Annotated in this window: 5 protein-coding genes; 4 read left to right on the top strand and 1 reads right to left on the bottom strand. The window is 75.1% G+C overall.

Going from position 1 to position 24,598, the window contains the following annotated elements; translation table 11 throughout:
* Positions 1–2 precede the first annotated feature (2 nt).
* The 4 genes from Sri02f_RS01705 (at position 3) to Sri02f_RS01690 (ending at position 22,524) form a co-directional block, all read left to right on the top strand.
* Positions 3–20,132 carry a non-ribosomal peptide synthetase gene (locus tag Sri02f_RS01705; protein WP_108999238.1) on the top strand — a complete coding sequence of 6,710 codons (20,130 nt, stop codon included), beginning with the start codon at positions 3–5 and terminating at the stop codon, positions 20,130–20,132.
* 140 nt (positions 20,133–20,272) lie between these two features.
* The gene (locus tag Sri02f_RS01700) at positions 20,273–20,476 is read left to right on the top strand and encodes an MbtH family protein (RefSeq protein ID WP_108999237.1); all 204 of its coding nucleotides are present in this window, start codon (positions 20,273–20,275) and stop codon (positions 20,474–20,476) included.
* 132 nt (positions 20,477–20,608) lie between these two features.
* Positions 20,609–21,268: a GNAT family N-acetyltransferase gene (locus Sri02f_RS01695; protein ID WP_108999236.1), complete on the top strand. Its 660-nt coding sequence runs from the start codon at positions 20,609–20,611 to the stop codon at positions 21,266–21,268.
* Positions 21,265–22,524, top strand: a complete 1,260-nt coding sequence (locus Sri02f_RS01690) for an MFS transporter (protein ID WP_108999235.1) — start codon at positions 21,265–21,267, stop codon at positions 22,522–22,524. The genes Sri02f_RS01695 and Sri02f_RS01690 overlap by 4 nt, the downstream gene beginning before the upstream one ends.
* Positions 22,525–22,864: 340 nt before the next feature.
* Here Sri02f_RS01690 and Sri02f_RS01685 read toward each other — a convergent pair whose 3' ends face one another.
* The gene (locus Sri02f_RS01685) at positions 22,865–23,689 is read right to left on the bottom strand and encodes a maleylpyruvate isomerase family mycothiol-dependent enzyme (protein ID WP_108999234.1); all 825 of its coding nucleotides are present in this window, start codon (positions 23,687–23,689) and stop codon (positions 22,865–22,867) included.
* Positions 23,690–24,598: the final 909 nt, after the last annotated feature.

Below are 24,598 nucleotides of genomic sequence, written 5' to 3'. Positions count from 1 at the left end.
CCATGACGTCTTCGAACCCCGCACACCCCGCCGGTTCCCCGCAGCCCGCCGACGCGGCGCAGGCCCCCGGTTCGCCGCAGCTCGACGCCTCCGGTCAGCCCGCCGACGCGGCGCAGGCCGCCGGTTCGCCGCAGCCGGCGGGTTCCGCGGAGCCCGGCAGTTCCGCGAACCCCGCCGGTTCCCCGCAGCCCTCCCGCCGCGATCGTGTCCAGGCGCTGCCCGAGGACATGCGTGAGGCGCTGCGGCGGCGGCTGGCCGGACGGGCCGGTGCTGCCGGGGGAGCGACCCGCGGCATCCCGCGTGCCGACCGCGACCGCCCGCTGCCGCTGTCGTTCGCTCAGCAGCGCCTGTGGTTCCTTGACCGGCTGCGCCCCGGCGACGCCCGGTACAACAGTGCCGTCGCGGTGCGGCTCACCGGCGCCCTGGACCACTCGGCACTGCAGTCGGCGCTGACGGCCGTCGTGGCCCGGCACGAGGCCCTGCGCACCACCTTCGACGAGGACGGCGGCCGGCCGGTGCAGACCGTGCACCCGGCCGGTGGACTGCCCCTCGCCGTGCGGGAACCGGACGACCTCGACGCGGCCCTGCTCCAGGAGTACGCCCGCCCCTTCGACCTCGGACAGGGCCCGCTGCTGCGCGCCTGCCTGCTGCGAGAGTCGGCGACCTCGCACGTACTGCTGCTGACCGCTCATCACATCGTCACCGACGGCTGGTCGATGGGCATCGTCCTGGACGAGCTGTGCACCGCCTACGACGCTCTCGCCCGGGGCGCCGCACCCGGTCTGCCCGCGGTGTCCGTGCAGTACCCGGACTTCGCGGTGTGGCAGCGCGACCAGCTGTCCGGCGCCCGGCTGGAGCGACACCTCTCCTACTGGCGCGAGCAGTTGGCCGGCGCGGTGGCACCCGAGCTGCCCCTGGACCGCCCGCGGCGCCGGGAGGAGGCCGGAGCGGGCGCCGTCCACACGTTCAGCGTCCCCGCGGGCCTCACCGCCCGGCTGCGCGACCTCGCCAGAGCACAGCACACCACCCTGTACACGGCCCTCGTCGCGGTCACCCAGGCGTTGCTGGCCCGCTGGTCCGGCCAGGACGACATCAGCGTCGGCTCCCTCACCCCCGGCCGCTCCCGCACCGAACTCGAACGCGCCGTCGGCTTCTTCGTGAACACCGTGGTGCTGCGCACCTCCGTTCAGGCGTCCGCCTCCTTCCGGGACGTGCTGGCACGGACGGCCGATACCGTGAACGACGCCTTCGCGCACGGCGACACGCCGTTCGAACGGATCGTGGAGACGGTGGGCGCACGCCGCGAGGCCGGACGCAACCCGCTGTTCGACGTGATGGTCCTGCTGCACCCCGACCCGCCCGCCGCGAACGCCCCGCACGGTCTTGCCACCGCGCCGGTCACCGTGCCCCGCCGAGCCGCCACCTTCGACCTGAGCGTGGAGTTCGTCCCCGACGGCGACGGCCTCACCGGCCTGCTGGAGTACCGCACCGACCTGATCGGCGCGGCGACGGCCGAACGGATGGCCGGGCAGCTGCTGCGCCTGCTGGACGGCGCGGCGAACGCACCGGACCGGCCGCTCGGCACCCTGCCCCTGCTGGGCGAGCGGGAGGTACGGCAGGTCACCCACGACTGGAACGACACCGCGCACCCGGTCGAGGACACCACCCACCCCGAGCTCTTCGAACGCCGGGCCGCCCTCACCCCCGACGCGCTCGCCCTGGTCGCCGGCGGCGAACGCCTCGACTACGCCACGCTCAACGCCCGCGCCAACCGGCTCGCCCACCACCTGATCGCCTGCGGCGCCGGCCCCGAACGGCTCGTCGCGCTGCGGCTGCCGCGCACCGCCGACATGATCGTCGCGATCCTCGCCGTCTGGAAGTCCGGCGCGGCCTACCTGCCCCTGGACCCCGCCCTGCCCGCCGAACGCGTCCGCCAGCTCCTCCAGGACGCTCGGCCGGCGCTGGTCCTGGACGAGGCCGCGCTGCGCGAGACCCCCGACGGGGTGCCGGACACCGACCCCACCGACGCCGACCGCCACGGCCCCCTGCACCCGGAGCACACCGCCTACGTCATCTTCACCTCCGGCTCCACCGGCCGCCCCAAGGGCGTCGCCGTCACCCACCGCTCGGCGGCCCACCTGCTGGCCGCCCACCGCTCAGGGTTCGTCGCCGACGCGGGCGGCGGCCCGCTGCGGGTCGCCCTCACCGCGTCCTTCTCCTTCGACACCTCCCTCGAAGGCGTGCTGCTGATGGCCGACGGCCATCCGCTGCACCTGGTGGACGAGGCCACCCGGATGGACCCGGCCGCCCTGGTCGAGTACGTCGTCGCCCACCGCGTCGACTTCCTCGACGTCACCCCCACCTACCTGCGGCAGCTGCTGCCCGCCGGGCTGCTCACCGACGCCCGGCACCGGCCGCGGGTGCTGATGCTCGGCGGCGAGGCGGTCGGCCCCGCCCTGTGGCGCGAGCTGGCCGCCCACCCGGACGTGGCCGCGTACAACTTCTACGGCCCCACCGAGTGCACGGTCGACGCGCTCGCCTGCCGCATCGAGGACGGGGACCGTCCGCTGGTGGGACGCCCCCTGCCGAACGTGAGGGCCTACGTCCTCGACGACCGGCTGCGCCCGGTGCCGCCCGGCGTCGGCGGCGAGCTGTACCTCGCGGGCGAGCAGCTGGCCCGCGGCTACACCGACCGGCCGGGCCTGACCGCCGCCCGGTTCCTGCCCGACCCGTACGGGCCGCCCGGCACCCGCATGTACCGCACCGGCGACCTGGCCCGCTGGACCGCCGACGGCCGCCTCGACTATCTGGGGCGCGCCGACGACCAGGTGAAGGTGCGCGGGCACCGCATCGAGCCCGGCGAGATCGAGGCGGCCCTGCTGGACCTGCCCGGGATCGGCGCCGCCGCGGTCGCCGCCGTACCGGACCCGCACGGCCACATCCGCCTGGCCGCCTACGTCGTCCCCGCGTCCGGCGCCCCCCGGCCCGCCCCGGCCGAGCTGCGGGCGGCCCTCGGGTCCGTGCTGCCCGACGCCATGGTGCCGTCCTCCTTCACCCTCCTCGACGCGCTGCCGCTGACCACCAGCGGCAAACTGGACCGCCGCGCCCTGCCCGCGCCCGACGTCGAAGGCGCCGAGCGGGAACGGGAGTGGGTCGCCCCGCGCACGGCGGCCGAGGAGACCCTGGCCGGCATCTGGGCCGACGTGCTGGGCGTGCACCGGGTGGGCGTCACGGACAACTTCTTCGAGCTGGGCGGCGACTCGATCCTCAGCATCCAGGCCGTCTCCCGCGCCCGCGCCGCAGGGCTGCACCTGACCTCGCAGGACGTCTTCCGCCACCAGACGGTCGCCGACCTGGCCGCCGCGGCGGCCCGCCGTACGGAATCCCTGCCCGGGCCGCGGACGCCGCACGACGACGGGCCCGCGCCGCTCACGCCCGTCCAGGAGTGGTTCTTCGCCACCCACGGACCGCTGCGGCACTTCAGCATGTCGATGCTGCTCGACCTGCCGCACGACCTCGACCCGGCGGCACTGGAGCGGGCCGTGGCGGCCGTCGCCGCCCGGCACCCCGCGCTGCGGGCCCGTTTCGACCGCGCCGACGGCGCCTGGCGGCAGCGGCCCGGCCACGGCCCGGTTCCCGGGCTGCTGAGCCGGGTCGTCCCGGGCGCCACCCTCGACGAGGCCGCCGACGCCGCCCGCGCGAGCCTCGATCCGGCGACCGGAGCGCTGCTGCGGGCCGTCCTGCTGCCGGACGGGGACCGGCCGCGTCTGTTCCTGACGGCCCATCACCTGGCGGTGGACAGCGTCTCCTGGCGTGTGCTGCTCGGCGACCTGGAAACCGCCTACCGGCAGGCCGCCGCCGGCGTGGACATCGAACTGGAGCCGGAGGGCACCCCGTTCACCGACTGGTCCCGCCGGCTCGCGGAGCTGGTGCGCTCCGGCGCCCTGGACGACGACCTGCCGTACTGGACGTGCGAGGCCGACGAGACGCGCACCCCGCTGCCGGTGGACCTGCCCGGCACCCCGCTCGCCGGATCGGTGCACAAAGTGTGCAGCCGCGTCGACCGCGCCACCACCGAGGCGCTGCTGCGCCGGGTGCCCGGCGTGTACCGCACCCAGGTCAACGACGTGCTGCTGAGCGCGCTCGGCCGGGTGCTCGCCGACTGGACGCGCGCCGACCGGGTCACCGTCGCCCTGGAGGGCCACGGCCGCGAGGAGGACCTGGCGGACGGCGTCGACCTCTCCCGCACGGTCGGCTGGTTCACCACCCAGTACCCCGTCACCCTGACCCCGGCGGCCCCGGACGACTGGGGCGGCACCCTCAAGGCCGTCAAGGAGCGGCTGCGGGCCGTGCCCCGCCGGGGACTGGGCTACCAGGCGCTCGCCCACCTCGGCTCCCCGCGCCCGGAGGCCCGCCTCCTGCGCGAACTCCCGCTGCCGCAGGTCTGCTTCACCTACCACGGGCAGTGGGAGGCGGCGGCGGGCGGGGACTTCGCACCCGCCGCCGGCGTACCCGGCCGGGACATGGACCCCAGCGCACCGCTGGACCACCTCCTGGACGTCTCGGCTGCCGTGAACGACGGCGAGATGGAGATCACCTGGCACTACAGCGACCAGGTGCACCGGGCGGAGACCGTGCGCGCGCTGGCCGACGCCATGGTCCGGGCGCTCACCGCGATCACCGAGCACTGCGCCCGCCCCGGCGCCGGTGGCCGCACCCCGTCCGACTTCCCGCTCGCCCGCCTGGACCAAGCGGCGGTGGACCGCCTCGCCGGCGACGGACGGGACGTGGAGGACCTGCTGCCGCTCACCCCCCTCCAGGAGGGCATGCTCTTCCACCGCCTGGTCGGCGGCCCGGACGACACCTACGTGGACCAGGCCGCGCTCCTGCTGGAAGGTGTCGGCGACCCCGCCGCCCTGGCCGCGGCCTGGCAGCGGGTCGTCGACCGCACACCCGCCCTGCGGACCTCGGTGGTGTGGGAGGGCGTGCCCGTGCCGCTCCAGGTCGTGCACCGCGCGGTACGGCTGCCCGTCGAGCAGCTGGACTGGCGCGGGCTGGACGAAGAGGAGCGGACCGAACGCTTCGACCGGCTGCGCGACGACGACCTGGCGCGCGGCCTGGACCTGGCCACCGCGCCGCTGATGCGGCTCACGCTGATCCGGCTGCCCGACGCCCGCGTGCACCTGCTGTGGACGTCCCACCACCTGACCCTCGACGGCTGGAGCCTGGCCCAGGTGCTCACCGAGGTCGTCGAGGAGTACGCGGCGCTCACGTCCGGCACCGCTTCCCGGCCCCCCGCGCGGCGCCCGTTCGGCGACTACGTGCGCTGGCTGGCCGACCAGGACACCGACGCGGCCCGCGCCCACTGGCGTGCCGTCCTCGACGGTTTCGCCACGCCCACCCCGCTGCCGGCCGACCGGCTCCCGCGGCCGGGGCACGAGGCCCGCTCGGCCGACGTGCACACCGCCGGGCTCTCCGCGGAGGTGTCCGCGCGGCTGGCCCGCACCGCCCGCACCGCGGGACTGACCCTCGGCACCGTCGTCCAGGGCGCCTGGGCGCTGCTGCTCTCCCGCTACAGCGCCGAGCCGGACGTGGTGTTCGGCACCACGGTCTCCGGCCGCCCCGACGACCTGCCCGGCGTCGAGTCGATGGTCGGCATGTTCATCAACACCCTGCCCACACGCGTGCGGGTGGACCACTCCCGTACGGCCACCGCGTGGCTGAGGGAGCTGCAGGAGGCGCAGGCCGAGGACCGGCGGTTCGCGGCGGCGTCCCTCGCCGAACTGACCGCGCTGAGCGACCTGCCGACCGGCAGCGCCCTGTTCGCCAGCATGGTCGCCTTCGAGAACTACCCCTTCGACAGCGCCCGTTCCGCCGCCTCGGGCGTCCGCCTGGCCGGCGTCTCCTCCCGGGACGCCACCAACTACCCGCTGGTCCTTCGGGCCTACCAGGGTGAGCGCATCGGCTTCGACCTGGCCTACGACCCCGAACTGTTCGACGCGGCAACCGTCCGGGCGCTGGCCGGCCGGCTGTGCCTGCTGCTGACCGAGCTGGCCGACGACCCCGAGCGCCCCCTCACCGCTCTCGCCTGGACGACCGCCGAGGAACGGCACCGCATCCTGGTCGACTTCAACGGCGCCGAGACCGGCCGGCCCACCGAGACCCTGGTGGACCTCTTCGCCGCCCAGGCGGCCCGCACCCCGCACGCCGAGGCCGTCACCTGTGCGGACGACCGCCTCGACTACGCCACCCTGGACGCGCTCTCCGGCCGGCTCGCGCACCGGCTCGCCGAACTCGGCGCCGGACCGGAGCGGTTCGTGGCGCTCGCGCTGCCCCGCTCCACCGACCTGGTCGTCGCCGTCCTCGCCGTCCTGAAGACGGGCGCCGCCTACCTGCCCGTCGACCCGGCGCTGCCCGAAGAACGCGTCACCCGGCTGCTCGACGACGCCGGCCCGGTGACGCTGGTGACCACCTCGGGCGCCGGCATCGCCACGCCCCTGCCCGTCGTGCTCCTGGACGACCCGGACGTGCGCGCCGACCTGGCCCGCCGCCCCGCCACCGGCCCGGCGGACAAGGCCCTGCGCCCGCTGCCCGAGAGCCCCGCCTACGCCATCTACACCTCCGGCTCCACCGGCCGCCCCAAGGGCGTCGTCATCCCGCACGCCAACGTGATCCGGCTGTTCACCCGCACCGCGCACTGGTTCGGCTTCGGCCCCGACGACGTCTGGACGCTGTTCCACTCCTACGCCTTCGACTTCTCCGTGTGGGAGCTGTGGGGGCCGCTGCTGCACGGCGGCCGGCTCGTCGTCGTCCCCGACGACACCGCCCGCTCCCCGGAGGACTTCCTGCGCCTGCTCGCCGACGAACGGGTCACCGTCCTCAACCAGACCCCCTCGGCCTTCTACCCGCTGGTGCGCGCCGACGCCGAACACCCGCACGTCGGCGACCGACTGGCGCTGCGCACGGTGATCTTCGGCGGTGAGGCGCTGGACGTGACCCGGCTCACCGACTGGTACCGGCGCCACCCGGCCGACGCGCCCCGCCTGGTGAACATGTACGGCATCACCGAGACCACCGTGCACGTCACCTACGCCCCCCTGGACCGCACCACCGCCCGCACGGGCACCGCGAGTCCCATCGGCACCGGCATCACCGACCTGCGCGTCCACGTCCTCGACGACACGCTGCAGCCCGTTCCCCCGGGTGCCATCGGTGAGATGTACGTCGCGGGGGAGGGCCTGGCACGCGGCTACCTCAACCGTCCCGGTCTCACCGCGACCCGCTTCGTCGCCGACCCCTTCGGGCGGCCCGGCACCCGCATGTACCGCACCGGCGACCGGGCCAGGCGGCGCGCCGACGGCACCCTGGAGTACCTCGGCCGCGCCGACCAGCAGGTCAAGATCCGCGGCTACCGCATCGAACCCGGCGAGATCGAGGCCGCCCTGCACACCCACCCCGGCGTGGGCGCCGCCGCCGTGGGCGTGTACGAGGACGCCTCCGGCACCCGCCGTCTGGTCGCCCACGTCGTCGGCACCGGCACGGGCGACCGGACCGCGCCGCCCCCGCCCGCCGCCGGCCTCCGCGCCCACCTCGCACGGCTGCTGCCCGCCCACATGGTGCCCGCCGCCTATGTGCCGATGGCCGCGCTGCCGCTCACCGTCAACGGCAAGCTGGACCGGCGCGCCCTGCCCGCGCCCGGCCCCGACGGCTTCGCCGCCGAGGGCGAACGCACCGCACCGCGCACCCCCGCCGAACGGCTGGTCGCCGCCGCATGGGCGGACGTCCTGGACACCGGCGAGATCGGCTCCGAGGACAACTTCTTCGCCCTCGGCGGCGACTCCATCCTCGCTGTCCGCGTCACTTCCCGGCTGCGCGCCGCCTTCGGCGCGGACATCTCACCCAGACTGCTGTTCACGCACGCGAAGCTGGCCGACCTCGCCGCCGCCCTCGACGCCGAGCGCGCCGGCGGAGCGGACGCCCCGGACGTCATCCCGCCCGCCGGCGGGAACGGCCCGGCGCCGCTGTCGGACGCGCAGCAACGCCTGTGGTTCCTCGACCGGTTCGAGCCGGGCAGCACGGAGTACACCACGCTGTCGGTGCTGCGTCTGCGCGGCCACCTCGACACCGGCGCCCTGGGCACGGCCCTGGACGGCCTGGTCGCCCGGCACGCGTCGCTGCGCACGACGTTCACCGAACTCGACGGCCAGGCACGGCAGATCGTCCACCCGCCGGCCGCCGTGGACCTGCCGGTGGAGGACGCGGCGGACGACACCGCCCTGGACGCCCTCCTCGGCCGCGCGGCCGCCACCCCGTTCGACCTGGCCAACGGACCGCTGCTGCGGGCCCGCCTGGCCCGCATCGCCCCCACCGAGCACGTGCTCGTCCTCGCCGTCCACCACATCGTCACCGATGGCTGGTCCCTCGGTGTCCTCGGCCGGGACCTGGGCGAGCTGTACACCGCGGCCCGCGAACAGCGCGCCCCCGACCTGCCCGAACTGCCGGTGAGCTACACCGACTACGCCGCCTGGCAGCGCACCCGCGCCGACCGTGCGGAAGCCGGCCTCGACCACTGGCGCCGCACGCTGAACGGCGTCACCCCGCTGGAGCCGCCCACCGACCGGCCCCGCCCCGCCGTCCGCACCCGCGAGGGCGCCCTGCTGACCTTCACCCTGCCGGCGGAGCTGGCCGAACGCCTGCGCGCGCGGGGCCGGGAGGCCGACGCGACCCTCTACATGACCCTGGTGACGGCCTGTCAGATCCTGCTGGCCCGCTGGGCCGGCCAGGAGGACGTCACCGTCGGCACCGTCACCGCCGGCCGTGAACGACCCGAGCTGCACGACGTCGTCGGCATGTTCGTCAACACCCTGGTGCTGCGGACGCAGGTGCGCCCGGACCTGCCCTTCCGTGAACTGCTGGCCCAGGTCCGCACCACCGTCCTGGACGCCTTCGCCCACCAGGAGGTGCCCTTCGAACGGGTGGTGGACGCCGTCCAGCCGCAGCGCGACACCAGCCGCACCCCCCTGTTCCAGGTCATGGTCGCCCTGCACAACCTGGGCGCCGAGGCCCCCCGGCTGCCCGGCCTCGAGGTGGAACCGGTGACGCCGCCGGTCCGCAACGCCACCTTCGACCTCGCCTTCGACTTCGTGGAGCACGACGGCGCCCTCACCGGCCATCTGGAGTACAACACCGGCCTGTTCGACACCGACACCGCCGAGCGCCTGGCCGCCCGGCTGCGCGTCCTCCTGGAGGCCGCGGCCGAGGACCCCGGCCGTGCCGTGGGAGCGCTGCCGCTGATGACGGAGGCCGAACGGGGCCGGATCCTCCAGCAGGGTGCGGGCGCACCGCTGCCCGCACCGGACACCACCTTCACCGCCCTGTTCGAGGCACAGGCCGCCCGCACCCCGGACGCCACCGCCCTCGTCGCCCGCGACACCACACTCGGCTTCGCCGCGCTCAACGAGCGGGCGAACCGGCTCGCCCACCACCTCATCGGTCTCGGCGCCGGCCCCGAACGCGTGGTCGCGGTACGGCTGCCCCGCACGTCCGAGCTGCCGGTCGCGCTGTTCGCGGTCCTCAAGGCCGGCGCCACGCTGCTCTGCGTCGACCCGGAACTCCCGGCGGCACGCGTGGAGTTCCTGCTCCAGGACGCCCGCCCGCACTGCGTGCTGACCGACCTCGACGCGGTGCCCTGGGACCGGCTGCCCGCCCATGACCCGACCGACGCCGACCGGATCCGGCCCCTGCTCCCCGAGCACACGGCCTACCTCATCTACACCTCCGGCTCCACCGGCCGCCCCAAGGGCGTCGCCGTCGAACACCGGCAGTTGGTCAACCTCTGCCACGACCACCGCGCCCACCTGCTGGCCCCGCACACCACTGACGGACGGCCGCTGAAGGCCGCGCTCAGCGCCTCCTTCTCCTTCGACACCTCCTGGGAGGGACCGCTCCTGCTGGCCCTCGGCCACCAGGTGCACCTGGTCGACGAGGACGTACGCCTGGACCCGGAGGCGTTCTGCGCCCTGGTCGCCGAGCAGCGCCTGGACTGGGTGAACGTCACCCCCTCCTTCCTGCGCGAACTCATGTCCGCCGGGCTGCTCGCCCCCGGCCGGCACCGCCCCCGGCTGCTGCTCGTCGGCGGCGAGGCGCTGCCCATTGCCACCTGGCGCCGACTCGCCTGCGCCGAGGCGGACTTCGGTGTCACCGCGTACAACATGTACGGTCCCACCGAATGCACCGTCGACGCCGTCTACGTCCGCTGCGCCGAACATCCCGACCGCCCCGTCATCGGCCGCCCCGGCGGCAACCTGCGCACCTATGTGCTCGACGGCGCCCTGCGCCCGGTGCCGCCCGGCGTGCCCGGCGAGCTGTACCTGGCCGGCGCCCAGGTGGCCCGCGGCTATCTGAACCGGCCAGGACTGACCGCGGCCCGCTTCCTCGCCGACCCGTTCGGCGCGCCCGGGGAGCGGATGTACCGCACCGGCGACCGGGCCCGCTGGACCCGGCACGGGCGGCTGGAGTTCCTGGGCCGCGTGGACGAGCAGGTCAAGATCCGCGGGTTCCGCATCGAGCCCGGCGAGGTGGAGGCCGCGCTCCTCGCCCACCCGGACGTCACCGACGCGGCGGTGGCCGTACGGGAGCACGGCGGCCGTCCGATGCTCGTCGCCTACCTCGTGCCCGCCGCCGGGAGCGTCCCGTCCGCCGACGCCCTGCGCGTCGAGCTGCGCCGCACCCTGCCCGACCACATGGTGCCCGCAGCGTTCGTCCCGCTGACCCGCATCCCCCGCACCACCAGCGGCAAGACCGACCGGCGCGCCCTGCCCGCCCCGCCCGACCGGCCCGACACCGCCACCCCGTACGTCGCGCCCCGGCCCGGCGGCGAGGAACGGCTCGCGGCGATCTGGGCGGACGTGCTCGGCGTCGAACGCGTCGGCGTGCAGGACAACTTCTTCGCCCTCGGCGGCGACTCCATCCTCAGCATCCAGATCGTCTCCCGCGCCCGGCAGGCGGGCCTCGCCCTGACCACCAAGGACGTCTTCCGCCACCAGACCGTCGCCGAACTCGCCCTGCGCGCGGGCGCCGTGCAAGACCGTCCCGCCGCCGCGGGTGACACCCCGCCCGGCGAGGCGCCGCTGACGCCCATCCAGCACTGGTACCTCGATCACCGGACGCCCGCCGACAGCCTCCGCTTCACCATGACCCAGCGGCTGGAACTCGCCCCGGGCACCGACCCGACGGCCCTGCGCACGGCCACCGAAGCCCTCGTACGCCGGCACGCCGCCCTGCGCACCCGGTTCCGCCACACCGGCGCCGGATGGCGCCAGGAGGTCTCGGCCCAGGCCCCGGACGCGGTCTTCACGCGGTACGACGTGGCCGGCCCGGACGGCCCGGTGCTGGAGGCGCAGGCGCAGCGGCTCACCGAGCAGGCACAGGCCGCGCTCGATCCCACGGCGGGCCGGGTGGTACGGGTGCTGTTCCTCGACCGCGGCCCGGACCACGCCGGCCAACTCGTCGTCACCGCACACCACCTGGTCGTCGACGGCGTCTCCTGGCGCATCCTCCTGGCGGACCTGGAGGCCGGGTACCGAGCCGCCGCGTCCGGCCGGCCGGTGGAACTGCCGCCCGCCGGCACGTCCTACGGCCACTGGGCCGAGCGGCTCGACGCGCACACCCGGGCCGGCGGCCAGGACGCCGACCTGCCCTACTGGACCCGCGCCGCGACCGCGCCGGCCGCGCTGCCCGCCGGACGGCCCGGCCGCAACACCCACGGCACCGCCGCGACCGTCACCGTCACCCTGGACGCCCTGACCACCGACGCCCTGCTGCGGCAGGTCCCCGGCGCCTACCGCACCCAGGTCAACGACGTCCTGCTCAGCGCCCTCGGCCGCACGCTGGCCCGCTGGTGCGGCCGCGACACCGTGCTGCTCGGCGTGGAGGGACACGGCCGCGAGGACATCTTCACGGACGTGGACCTGTCGCGGACGGTGGGCTGGTTCACCGCCGAGTTCCCCCTCGCCCTGCGCGTCGAGCCCGAGGCCGGCTGGCACGACACCCTGCGCTCGGTCAAGGAACAGCTGCGCGCGATACCGCTGCACGGCCTCAGCCACGGCGCCCTGCGCCACCTCACGGCGGCCGCCCCGCTCGCCGAGGCCCCCGCTCCACAGGTCGGCTTCAACTACCACGGGCAGTGGGACGCGGCCGGCGGCGACGGCCTGTACCGCGCCGCCCTGCCCCCGGCAGGCCGCGACACCGACCCCGACGAACTCCGCCCCTATCTCCTGGACATCACCGGCGTGGTCCAGGACGGGCGCCTCGAACTCGGCTGGACCTACCCGCCCGAGATCTACGACCAGGCGACCGTCCGCGACCTGGCCGAGGAGACGGCCGCGGCCCTGCGCGACATCGTGGCGCACTGCGCCCGCCCCGGCACCGGCGGCCGCACCCCCTCCGACTTTCCGCTGGCGGCCCTGGACCAGCACCGGCTGGACCGGCTCGTCGGCGACGGCCGGCACGTCGAGGACGTCCTGCCGCTGACCCCGCTGCAGTCCGGCATGCTCTTCCACGGCCTGGTGGACACCGAGGGCGCCTACTTCGACCGCACCGCCGTACGGCTGTCCGGGGTGGCCGACCCGCGTGCCTTCGCCGAGGCCTGGCAGGAGGTCACCGACCGCACCCCCGCGCTGCGCACCAGCGTGCACTGGCGTGGTCTGTCCCACCCGGTGCAGGTGGTGCACCGCCGCGTCGAACTGCCCGTCACCCACCTCGACTGGCGGCACCTGGACCCCGCGCGGAGGGCGGAGGAGACCGAGCGGCTGCTCGCCGACGACCGCGCCACCGGCCTGGACCTCGCCTGCGCACCGCTCACCCGCCTCACCCTGGCCGCGCTGCCCGGCGACGAGGTGCTGCTGCTGTGGTCCACCCATCACATCGCCCTGGACGGCTGGAGCACCGGACAGCTGCTCACCGAGGTGTGCGAGCGCTACGCGGCCCTCACCGGCCGCCCGGCCGGCCCGCCCCCGGCGCGGCGGCCGTTCGCGGACTTCCTGCGCTGGCTGGCCGACCAGGACGAGACGGCGGCCGAACGGCACTGGGCCGACGCCCTCGCCGGCTTCACCGCCCGCACCCCGCTGCCGTACGACCGCACGCCCACCGAGGCCCACCGCGCCCGCGCCGCCGCGGCCGTCCACCACGAGCTGGACGAGGAGGTGTCCCGGCGACTGCGGGAGACCGCCGCCGGCGCCGGACTCACCGTCAACACCGTGGTGGAGGGCGCCTGGGCCCTGCTGCTGGCCCGCTACGCCGGCCGGGACGACGTGGTCTTCGGCACCACGGTCTCCGGCCGCCCCGCCGAACTGCCCGGTGTGGAGGGCATGATCGGCATGTTCATCAACACCGTGCCGACCCGCGTCCGCGTCCCCCGCGGTGGCGTGCTGCCGTGGCTGCGCGAGCTGCAGGAGCGGCAGAGCGAGACCCGCCGTCACGACTTCCTCGCCCTGCCCCGCATCCAGGCCGCCTCCGAAGTGCCGCCCGGCGAGGCCCTGTTCGACAGCATGGTGGTGTTCGAGAACTATCCGGTCGACGAGGCGGCCACGGCCCGCACCGGCGTCCAGGTGGCCGAGGTGACGGCCGACGACGCCACCACCTTCCCGTGGTGCCTGCGCACCCACCTCGCCGAACGGCTGGGCTTCGACCTGGCCTACGACCCCGCGCTGTTCGACCGGACCACCGTCGAACGCGCCACCGAGCGCCTCGCCGTCCTGCTCACCGCCCTCGCCGACGGCGCCGCGGGATCCGTCGCCGAGCTGGACCCGCTCACCCGAGCCGACCGGCAGCTACTGGCGGCCTGGAACACCGCCGCCCGCCCGGCCGACCCGCGCAGCCCGGTCGACCTCTTCGCCGAGCAGGCCCGCCGCACCCCGGACGCCCTCGCGGTCCACGACGGCGCCCGCCGGCTCACCTACCGCGCACTCGCCGACTGGTCCGAACGGCTCGCCGCCCGGCTGCTGGCCGACGGCCTCGCCCTCGAGGACCGGGTGGCGCTCCTGCTCGACCGCTCCGCCGAACTCGTCGTCGCCCAGCTCGCCGTCCTCAGGGCGGGCGGCGCCTATGTGCCCGTCGACACCCGGGCCCCGCAGGAACGCCGACAGGCGCTGCTCGCCCAGGCGGGCGCCCGCGTCCGCCTCACCACGGCCGACGTCACCGCCGCACGTGCCGAGAGGACCGCCGTCGGCGCCGAGGGATCTGCGGCCCTCGCCGACGTCACCGGAGTTGGCACCGACGGGACCGCCGCGCGTCGACCGCTGCCGTCCGCCGATCCCGACCGCCTCGCCTACGTGATGTTCACCTCCGGTTCCACCGGCCGGCCCAAGGCCGTCGCGGTGCGGCACCGGGACGTGGCCGCGCTGGCCACCGACCGCCGGTTCGCCGACGGGGTGTGCGCACGGGTGCTGCTGCACTCGCCCGTCGCCTTCGACGCCGCCACCTTCGAGGTGTGGGCGCCGCTCCTCACCGGCGGCTGTGTGGTCGTCGCACCCGGCGAGAGCCTGGACGCGGCTCTCGTGCGGCGGCTGGCCGGTGACGAGGGCCTGACCGCGCTCTGGCTGACCGCCGGTCTGTTCCGGCTGCTCGCACAGGACGCGCCGGACTGCTTCCGGGGCCTGAGGCAGGTGTGGACCGGCGGCGACGTCGTTCCCGCACCGGCCGTGCGGCGGGTCCTCGCCGCCTGCCCGGGCCTGGCCGTGGTGGACGGCTACGGTCCGACCGAGACCACCACCTTCGCCACCTCCTTCCCGCTCACGGACGCGGCGGCGGTTCCGGACACGGTGCCGATCGGCCGTCCACTGGACGACCTGCGGGTCCATGTGCTCGACGCGCGGCTGCGGCCGGTCCCGCCGGGCTGTGCGGGTGAGCTGTACATCGCCGGTGAGGGGGTGGCCCGCGGCTACCTGGGCCGTCCCGGCGACACCGCGGCCCGGTTCCTCGCCGACCCCGCGGGGCCGGCGGGCAGCCGCATGTACCGCACCGGCGACCTCGCCCGGCGCCGCCCCGACGGCACCGTCGAGTTCCTCGGCCGCGCCGACGACCAGGTGAAGATCCGCGGGTTCCGGGTGGAGCCCGGCGAGGTCGAGGCCGCGCTCTCGGACCATCCGGACGTCGTGGACGTCGCCGTCCTCGCCCGCCAGGACCGGCCCGGCGCCAAGCGGCTGGTCGCCTACGTCGTCGGACCGGCCGGCCGGGACCCCGAGGGCCTGCGCGCCTTCACCGCCCGCACCCTGCCCGACTACCTCGTGCCGTCCGCGTTCGTCCCGCTCGACGCGCTCCCGCTGAGCGGCAACGGCAAGGTCGACCGGGCGGCCCTGCCGGCCCCCGACACCCTCGCACCGCGCGCGTACGCGGCCCCCCGCACCGACGCCGAGCGGCGCACGGCGGAGATCTTCGGCCAAGTCCTCGGCGCCGAACCGCCCGGCGTGGAGGACGACTTCTTCCAGCTGGGCGGCGACTCGATCCTCAGCATCCGGCTCGCCTCCCGCCTCGCCGAGGCGTTCGCCACCGACCTCACCCCGCGCGAGGTGTTCACCCACACCACGCCGGCCGCACTGGCCCGGCTGCTCACCGAACGGCCCGGCACCACCCGCCCGGCCATCGTGCCGGTCGCCCGTGACGGGGCCGCCGCCCCGATGTCGTACGCCCAGCAACGCCTCTGGTTCCTGGAGGAGTTCGCGCCCGGCGGCGCCGAGTACATCACCGCCCTCGCGCTGCGCCTGCGCGGCACCCTGGACACCCGCGCCCTCGGCGCGGCACTCACCTCGCTGGTGGCCCGGCACGAGTCGCTGCGCACCACCTTCGACAGCGCCGACGGCCACGGCCTCCAGATCGTGCACCCCCCGTACGAGGTGCCGCTCCCGGCGCACGACCTGACCGGCCTGCCCGATGCCGAGCGCGAGCCGGCCCTGCGCCGCCTGCTGCTGGACGAGCGCACCCACCCCTTCGACCTGCGCGAGGGTCCCCTGCTGCGCACCGCGCTGGTCCGGCTCGCCGGCGACGACCACGTCCTGGCCGTGACCCTGCACCACATCGTCACCGACGGCTGGTCGACCTCCGTGCTCCTCGGTGACCTCGCCCACCTCTACCGCGCCGAACTGGGCTCCCAGGCAGAAGAGTTGCCGCCCCTTCCCGTGCAGTACGCCGACTACGCCCACTGGCAGCGCACCGCCGGCGACAGCACGACGCAGGAGCAACTCGCCTACTGGAAGCGGCAGCTGGCCGACACCGAGCCGCTGGAGCTGCCCACCGACCGGCCCCGGCCGCCGGTGCGCACCAGCAACGGGGCGACCACCCGGCTCGTCCTGCCCGCCCGGACCACCCAGCGCCTGACCCGGCTGGCCCGGGACCGGGGCACCACCCTGTTCACCACCCTCGTGGCCGCCGCCCAGACCTACCTCGCCCGGCTCTCCGGCGGCCGGGACATCGCTGTCGGCACCGTCACCTCCGGCCGCGACCGGCCCGAGACACAGGCGCTCGTCGGGTTCTTCGTCAACACCCTGGTGCTGCGCTCGCAGGTGGCGACCGAGCAGCCGTTCACCGATTTCCTCACCGGCGTACGGCAGACGGTCCTGGACGCCTTCGCCCACCAGGACGTGCCGTTCGAGCGGGTGGTGGACGAGGTCCAGCCCGTCCGCGACACCAGCCGCAGCCCGCTCTTCCAGGTCATGGTCGTCCTGCAGAACACCCCCGCCGCCGATTTCGAGCTGCCCGGCCTTAAGGTCACCGACGTCGAACCCGACTCCCAGCAGGCGGCGTTCGACCTCACCCTGGAGTTCGCCGAGACGGGCGACGGAGCGCTGCACGGCCTGATCACCTACAACACCGACCTGTTCGACCCCGCCACCGCCGGGCGCATGGCCGGTCAGCTCGGCACGCTGCTGACCGCCGTCGCCGACGATCCCGGGCGACCGCTCGGCGTGCTGCCGCTCACCTCCGACGACGAGCTGAAACACCTGCTGGACCAGGGACGCAGCACCTTCCGCCCGCTGCCCGAGGCGACCTTGCCCGCCCTGTTCGAGCGGCAGGCGGCCCGTACCCCCGACGCGGTCGCGCTCGTGGACGGCGCACGGGAACTGACGTACGCGCAGGTCGAGCGGGCCGCCAACCGGCTGGCCCACCGGCTGATCCGGGCCGGCGTCGGACCGGAGCGCGTGGTGGCCCTGGCACTGCCCCGCTCGGCGGCGACCGTGGTGGCCCAGCTCGCCGTCACCAAGGCGGGCGGCGCCTTCCTGCCCGTGGACCCGGACTACCCGGCCCCGCGCAGGGAGTTCATGATCCGCGACGCGGGCGTCCACCTGGTGCTCGACGACCCGGACGCGGTGTGGGCCGCCGAAGGGCCCGGGAGCGCACCCACGGACACCGACCGCGCCACCGCGCTCACCGCCGCCCACCCGGCCTACGTCATCTACACCTCGGGCTCCACCGGCACCCCCAAGGGCGTGGTGGTCACCCACCGGGGCCTCGCCTCCTTCGCAGCGGCGGCCGCCGAACAGTACGCGGCCGGCCCCGGCGACCGGGTACTGCAGTTCGCCTCGCCCAGCTTCGACGCCTCCGTCCTCGAGCTGTGCGTGTCCCTGCTCGGCGGGGCCGCTCTGGTGACCGGCGAGGAAGGGCCGCTGGTCGGGGAGCGGCTGGCCGAGGTGCTCGCCGGGCGGGACGTCAGCCACACGCTGATCCCGCCCGCCGCCCTGGCCACCGTCCCACCCGAGGCCGCCGGCGCCCTGCCCGGCCTGCGCACCCTGATCGTCGGCGCCGAGTCCTGCCCGGCCGACCTGGTGGAGACCTGGGCCGGCGGCCGCCGGATGATCAACTCCTACGGTCCCACCGAGGCCACCGTCGTCGCCACCTGGACCGGCCCGCTCACCCCCGGTGAGGGCGCCCCGCCGATCGGCCGCCCCGCCGCGGGCACCCGCGTGTACGTCCTCGACGCCGCCCTGCGCCCCGTACCACCGGGAGTGGCGGGGGAGCTGTACCTCGCGGGCCCCGGGCTGGCCCGCGGCTACCTGGGCAGGCCGGGACTGACCGCGCAGCGGTTCGTCGCCGACCCCTTCGGCGCGCCGGGGGAGCGTATGTACCGCACCGGGGACCTGGCGCGCTGGGACGGCGACGGCCGGCTCCGGTTCGCCGGACGCGCCGACGACCAGGTCAAGCTGCGCGGCTTCCGCATCGAGCCGGGCGAGATCGAGAGCGCGCTGCGCCGCAGCCCCCACCTCCGCGACGCCGTCGTCGTCGTCCGCGCCGACGCGCCGCGGGAAGGGGCGGACGCCGGACCCGCCCGGCTCGTCGCCTACGTCGTACCGGCCGAGCCCGCCGACGGCGTGCTGCCCGTCGGGGCGCTGCGGGAACACCTGGCCGGGCTGCTGCCGCCGCACATGGTGCCGTCGGTGTTCGTGCCCCTGGAGCGGCTGCCGCTCACCCCCAACGGCAAGACCGACCGGCGCGCCCTGCCCGCCCCCGACCCCGCCCGGCTCGCCGACGGCCCGCGCACCGCGCCGCGCACCGACACCGAGCGCCGGATCGCCCGGATCTGGTCCGACGTGCTCGGTGTCGAGGACATCGGCGCGCACGACAACTTCTTCGCGCTGGGCGGCGACTCCATCCTGACCATGCAGGTCGTGTCGCGGCTGCGCCGGGACGGCCTGCACGTGGCGACGCGGGACCTGTTCACCCACCAGACCGTGGCCGAACTCGCCGACGTCGTCACGACCACCCCCCGGCACGCCGGGACCGGACCGGTGACCGGCGAGGTGCCGCTCACCCCGATCCAGGAATGGTTCCTGACCACCCCGCGCGCCGCCCACCACCACTTCAACCAGTCCACGCTGCTCGAACTCGACGGCGTACCCGACCAGCGGGCCCTGCGCGCCGCCCTCGACGCCCTGCTGGACCACCACGACGCCCTGCGCATGCGGTTCACCCGGTCCGACGGCACCGGCGCATGGCAGCAGTTCAACCCGCCGGCCGCCGGACGGTACGACGTCCTCGACCACCACGACCTGTCGGGACTGTCCGCGGCGGAGGAGGACAGGGCCATGGAGAAGGCCGCCGACGACCTGCACACCGGCTTCGACCTGGCCGAGGGCCCGAAGCTGCGGGCGGCCCTGTTCACCTCGGACCCCGGCCGGCCGGCGTTCCTCCTGCTCGTCGCGCACCACCTGGTGGTCGACGCCGTGTCCTGGCGCATCCTGCGCGACGACCTGGAGACCGCCTACCGGCAGGCGGCCCACGGCGAACCCGTCGCACTGGGGGAGCGCAGCACCGGCTTCCGCGACTGGTCGCGGGGGCTCGCCGCGCACGTCGCCGCCGGGCGCCTCGACCACGAACTGCCCTACTGGGAGGAAGCCGTGCGCGCCGAGCCCGCCCCGGCGACCGCGGCGCCGGGCCCCGAGCCGGACGCGACCGCGGTGGTCGAGGTGGAACTCGACGAGGAGGACACCACCGCCCTGCTGCGCTCCGCACCGACCGCCTACCGCACCCGGGTCAACGACGTGCTGCTCGCCGCGCTGGCCCTGGCGCTGGCCCGCTGGACGGGACACGACCGGGTCCGCCTCGACCTGGAAGGCCATGGCCGGGAGGACCTGCTCGACGGGGTCGACCTGTCCCGTACCGTCGGCTGGTTCACCACCGTCCACCCCGTCGCCCTCCAGGTGCCCGCCGCCGGTGACCTCGGCCCGGACCGCGACTGGCGGTCCCTGGTGAAGTCGGTGCGCCGGCAGTTGCGCGCCGTCCCCGGCAACGGCATCGGCTTCGGCGCCCTGCGCACCTTCGGGCCGCCCGAGGTCCGCGAGCGCCTCGGCGGCCCCGCGCACAGTCAGGTGGTCTTCAACTACCTGGGCCAGTGGGACGCCCGCCCCGAGACGGCGGGCGGCGGCCTGGTGCGCGCCGAGCACGGCTCCTTCGGCCAGGACCACGACCCCAGGGACCCCGGCTCCCACCCGGTCGAGGTGGTGGGCGCCGTGCAGCACGGCCGTCTGGCGTTCAGCTGGCACCACCGGCCCGGCGTCCACGACACGGCGACGGTGCGCCGGGTGGCCGAGGAGTTCGCCTCCGCCCTGCGGTACATCGCCCGGCACGCCCGGGGGGACCGATGACGAACCCCCGCCCGCGACCGCTCCGCCCGGGCCCCCCGGCCCGGCGCGGCCCGCGCCGCCCGCGCGCCCCGTCCGCCGTCCGCCCCTGCCGTACGCCCGTGCCGAACGCCCCCGTGACAACGACGACGAAGGAACGAGAGATGGACGAGAACACCCGCTACCAGGTCCTGCGCAACGACGAGGAGCAGTACTCCCTGTGGCCCGCCGACCTCGAGGTGCCGGCCGGCTGGCAGCCGGTCGGAAAGGGGGGCACCGAGGCCGAGTGCACCGCCTACGTCGACGAGGTGTGGACCGACATGCGTCCGCGGAGCCTGCGCGAACGCATGGAGAACACCGGCGTCTGACGCCCGTGGCCCACACGACGTGACGACGTGCCGGGCCGGCCACCGAACGCCGGCCCGGCACACGCCCCCCGCCGCCGTACCGGCGCCCCACCGCCCTCGGCCTGTGCACCGCGTCCCTACCGAGGAGTCGCCATGACACCCGTACTGCGCACCGAACGCCTGGAGTTCCTGCCCTACCGGGCCGAGGACGAGGACGCCTTCGTCGGCCTGCTGCGCAACGAGGAGGTGTGCCACTGGATGGGCCAGGAGCTGGTGCCCGAACCGGACCTGCGCGCGTTGTTCCGCGCCATCCTCACCGAGATCTACCCCGAGCGCCGCTTCGACGTGTGGGGCCTGTGGCTGGACGGCGCCTACGCCGGCCACGCCGAGCTGAAAGAGACCGGCAACGTCCCCGGCCACGAACTCGTCACCGCGCTCGCCCCCGCGTACTGGGGGCACGGGCTGGGCGGCGAGGTCGTACAGGGGCTGCTCCGACACGCAGCCGACCACCTGGGCCTCACGGAGGCCTACGGCATGGTGGGCGCCGAGAACACCGCCAGCCTCGCCATGTGCCGCCGCCTGGGCTTCCGGCACGTGCGCGACGTCGTCGCCGACGACGGAAGGGTCACCCGGATGCTGATGATCACTACCCCGGCCCCCCGCACAAGCCCCCCGGCCTCCCCCGCGCAGACGGCCGGCAGCACCTCGGGGGAGCCGCTCGGCGGCTGCGCCCCCGGCTCGGCGGCGAGACCGGGAGCGGCCAGTGGTCCGGCGGAGCGCGCCGCCGCCTTCGACATCCCTGGGCCGGCATGAGCGGGGCGCCGCCCGACGCGAGCGCCACCGCGCCGCCCGGCACCGGCGGACCGCCGAGCCTGTGGCGGAACCGGGCCTTCAACCTGCTGTGGTCCGGGCAGTGCCTGTCGGACCTGGGCGCCGCGATGGCCGATCTGGCGCTGCCGCTGCTCGTGCTGCAGGAGACGGGATCCCCGGCCCGGGCCGGACTGATCGGCACCGTCGGGCTCGCCGCCACCATGCTGTGCCGGCTGCCCGCCGGTGTCCTCGCAGACCGGTTCGACCGGCGCCGTCTGCTGATCGCCTGCGACGTCCTGCGGATCGTCGCGTACGCGCTCCTGGCCTGGGCGGTCGCGATGGACGCGGCGGCTCTGCCCGTCATCCTCGCCGTCGTGGTCGGCAGCGCGGCCGCCACGGCCGTCTTCAGCACCACCGAACACGCCGCCATACGCAGCCTCGTGCACCCCGGCCAGATCCCCGCCGCCGTCGCCCGCAACGAGGCGCGGTCGTACGGCACCTCGCTGGCCGGTCCACCGCTCGGTGGCCTGCTGTTCGGCATCGGCGGGGCACTGCCGTTCCTCGGCAACGCCCTGAGCTTCCTGCTCTCCCTGGTCGCGGTCGTGAGTATCCGACGGCCCCTGCAGGAGCCCCGCCCAGCCCCTGCCGACCCGGCCGCGCCCGCCGGCGGGTCCGTCACCGAGGGCGTGCGGTTCGTGCTGGGGCATCCCTTCCTGCGGTGGCTGCTGGTGATCGCGGCCCCGCTGAACATGGCCTTCACCGGCATGATCTTCGCGATGACCCTCGCCCTCAGGCGCGCCGGTGTCTCCCCCTTCCTGGTCGGTCTCGCGGGCACGGTCTTCGCACTGGGCGGTTTCCTCGGCGCCTTCGCGGCGCCCGCGCTGCAACGGTGGCTGCGCCTGCCCGACCTGATCACCCTGCTCTGCTGGCTGACCGCAGGGCTGATGGCCGTCGCGACGCTGCTGTCCACCAGTGTCCTGGCCGCTGCGCCCATGGCGGCGGCGGTCTTCCTCGGCCCCGCGGCGAACGCCGCCCTCTTCGGTCACCAGGCCGCCATCACCCCCGACCGCCTGCAAGGACGCGTGATCAGCGTGCTGCTGCTGGCTGCGGGGTCGGCGGCCGCCCTCGCCCCCGCCCTCGCCGGTGCCCTGCTCGCCCGCTGGGCGCCCGGCACCGCCATGCTGGTGTTCCCCGCCCTGGTCATCTGTGCGGCGCTGGCCGCCACGTTCGTCCGGGGCCGCCGGGTGATGTCCGTCTGAGGGATGCCCACGGGAGCTGGCGCCGGACGCCCCCACGCGCTGCCATGGCGAACGTGGTGAGCCAGGGCGCTGGGAGCGGGAGTTGACGGTGACCAACTCCGGCTTGTCGCCCTGCCGGCGGACCAGCGGGCCGCCGGCGCCACCGGCGCGGATCGCCGTGTCCTGTCCGGTGACGGCCAGGCCTGACCAGGCACCGGGGCGCCTCCGAGTTCCCGGTCGCTGCGGGGTGTCGGCGGTGTCCCTTCGCACGCCGCTGACCCTCCTCGGGCTCAGCTGACCAGCACCATGCCAAGATCGCCAGACTTTACGAGCGCCCTGGGGTGCTGCCGGAACGCCAGGGTCAGGGTGCGTCGAACAGAGTGGGGAAGCGGGCGGCGAGCCAGGGTTTGCGGCCCCAGGCGAGCACAGCCCCGCGTGCCATGGCCTGCCACGGGCCCAGACGTCCCAGCGCGATGAGGAGGAAGGCGACCGGCTGGGTGAGGATGGTGCAGTCCGAACGCTCCGGCGGGTCAGGCAGCACCTCGACCGTGCCGTCGGCGAACGTGACGCCGAACGCCGCGCCGCCCCGGACGCGCAGGGTGTAACGGGCCGTCAGCGCGGAGGCGGCAGCGACGCGCGGCATCGCCGTTCTCAGGAACGGCAGGCACAACCCGACCCGCATCGCGTTGATCATGTGCGGCCGACCCAGCCCGCGGGCGAGATCGTAACCGTGGCCCAGCATGTGGGTCAGCAGGTACGACGCGAGTATGTCCTGGTCCATTGGACCGAGCGGAGTCAGGAGCGTCCGGCCCGCGGTCCCGTCCGCCGCGGCTCGGTCCACCGCATCCAGGAACACGTCGGCCTGCTCCACGATCATCGCGGCCAGCGGTTCCGCCGTGCGCTCGGGGAATTCGATGAGGCTCTGTGCGTTGGCCGCCGCGAGACTCTGCGGCGTGCCGTCTCCGTAGAAGCGTTCCTCGCCGGACGCAAGATCGGCCATCAGGCCGTTTGCCAGTGCCAGGTGGGCCGCCGTCTCGCCGACGGTCCACTCCAACCCCGGTACGGGAACGGTCATGTCCCTCGCGCCGTCCAGGAGGGCGGCGATGGCACTGGCGGTCTCCCGTATCGCCTGACCGAGTCCGTCCGGCAGGGAGTCCCCGCTTCTCTCCTGTGTTCCCCGGTCCACGCGGCTCGTTTCTCCTCGTGTCTCCGTGATCACGAACTTGTAGCACGGTACAAAACCAGACCCACCGGTCCGGGACAAGGGGCGCGGGCGCCCGCATGCAGGGCGCTTCGAGAACCGAGGCAATCAGGAGAACGTGCGCATCCTCGTCCTGGCAGGCCCAGCAGAACCGGGAGCCTGGCTGCCGCGCGAGACGGACCGGTCGATGACGCGCCGCGTCGGCTGCGCCGGTCCCGCGTGGGCTGCGCCGGGTGAGGCGCTGATGCAGCCGATGCCGTCCCGTCCGTACCCTGCCTGGAGCGCAGCAGCACCGATCGGTCAGCGTGCACGGCGAACTGGGTACCGTAGCCGTCCTTTTCCGAACTTGTCGCTGCCTCATGAGACATCGTTAGGCTCAGCCTGCCGGACGCCGAACTACAGCACCCAGCGCGGCATCGTGGTCGCTTCCCTGGGTGCCATCCGGGGTTGGCACCCAGCACTCAGGCCCGGTGAGGCCGCCCCGTCCGGCTGTGTTCGCGGCTTGCAGCAAACGTGCCACGCTGGAAATACGGAGGACGGGGAAAGGGACATGCCGGTCGAACGTCGACTTGTGAACGGTATGACACAGCCGACGGCGGCGTATCGGTCGACCTGACCGCCCTGAACGCGACGGCTCCGCACCCTCCCCACGCGACTACGGGTGCCAGGCGTGACAGCCATGGGTCAACGCCGGACACGAACTGACCGAACGCACCCGCATAGCTGGGCGTGGTCCCGCTGCCCGTCGTCTTAGGAGGGCTGTCATGGTCGTTGATCAAGCGCTTGGCGGCCTGGACGCCCTTGGGCGGGAAGCCGGCGATGCGCTTGGCCGGGTGACGGCTTCGATGGCGCGAGTACGGCCGAGTCGCCGGGTCAGGTGCTGGATTCCCCCCC

Source organism: Streptomyces rishiriensis (genome assembly GCF_003112535.1).
GTDB classification, from domain to species: domain Bacteria; phylum Actinomycetota; class Actinomycetes; order Streptomycetales; family Streptomycetaceae; genus Streptomyces; species Streptomyces rishiriensis.
The sequence above is the reverse complement of the archived record's forward strand: the minus strand, read 5'-3'. Positions and strand labels throughout refer to the sequence as shown.

Coding starts and splice junctions, on each gene's coding strand:
- Sri02f_RS01695 (WP_108999236.1), top strand. CDS start 20,609: ATGACACCCGTACTGCGCACCGAACGCCTGGAGTTCCTGCCCTACCGG.
- Sri02f_RS01705 (WP_108999238.1), top strand. CDS start 3: ATGACGTCTTCGAACCCCGCACACCCCGCCGGTTCCCCGCAGCCCGCC.
- Sri02f_RS01700 (WP_108999237.1), top strand. CDS start 20,273: ATGGACGAGAACACCCGCTACCAGGTCCTGCGCAACGACGAGGAGCAG.
- Sri02f_RS01690 (WP_108999235.1), top strand. CDS start 21,265: ATGAGCGGGGCGCCGCCCGACGCGAGCGCCACCGCGCCGCCCGGCACC.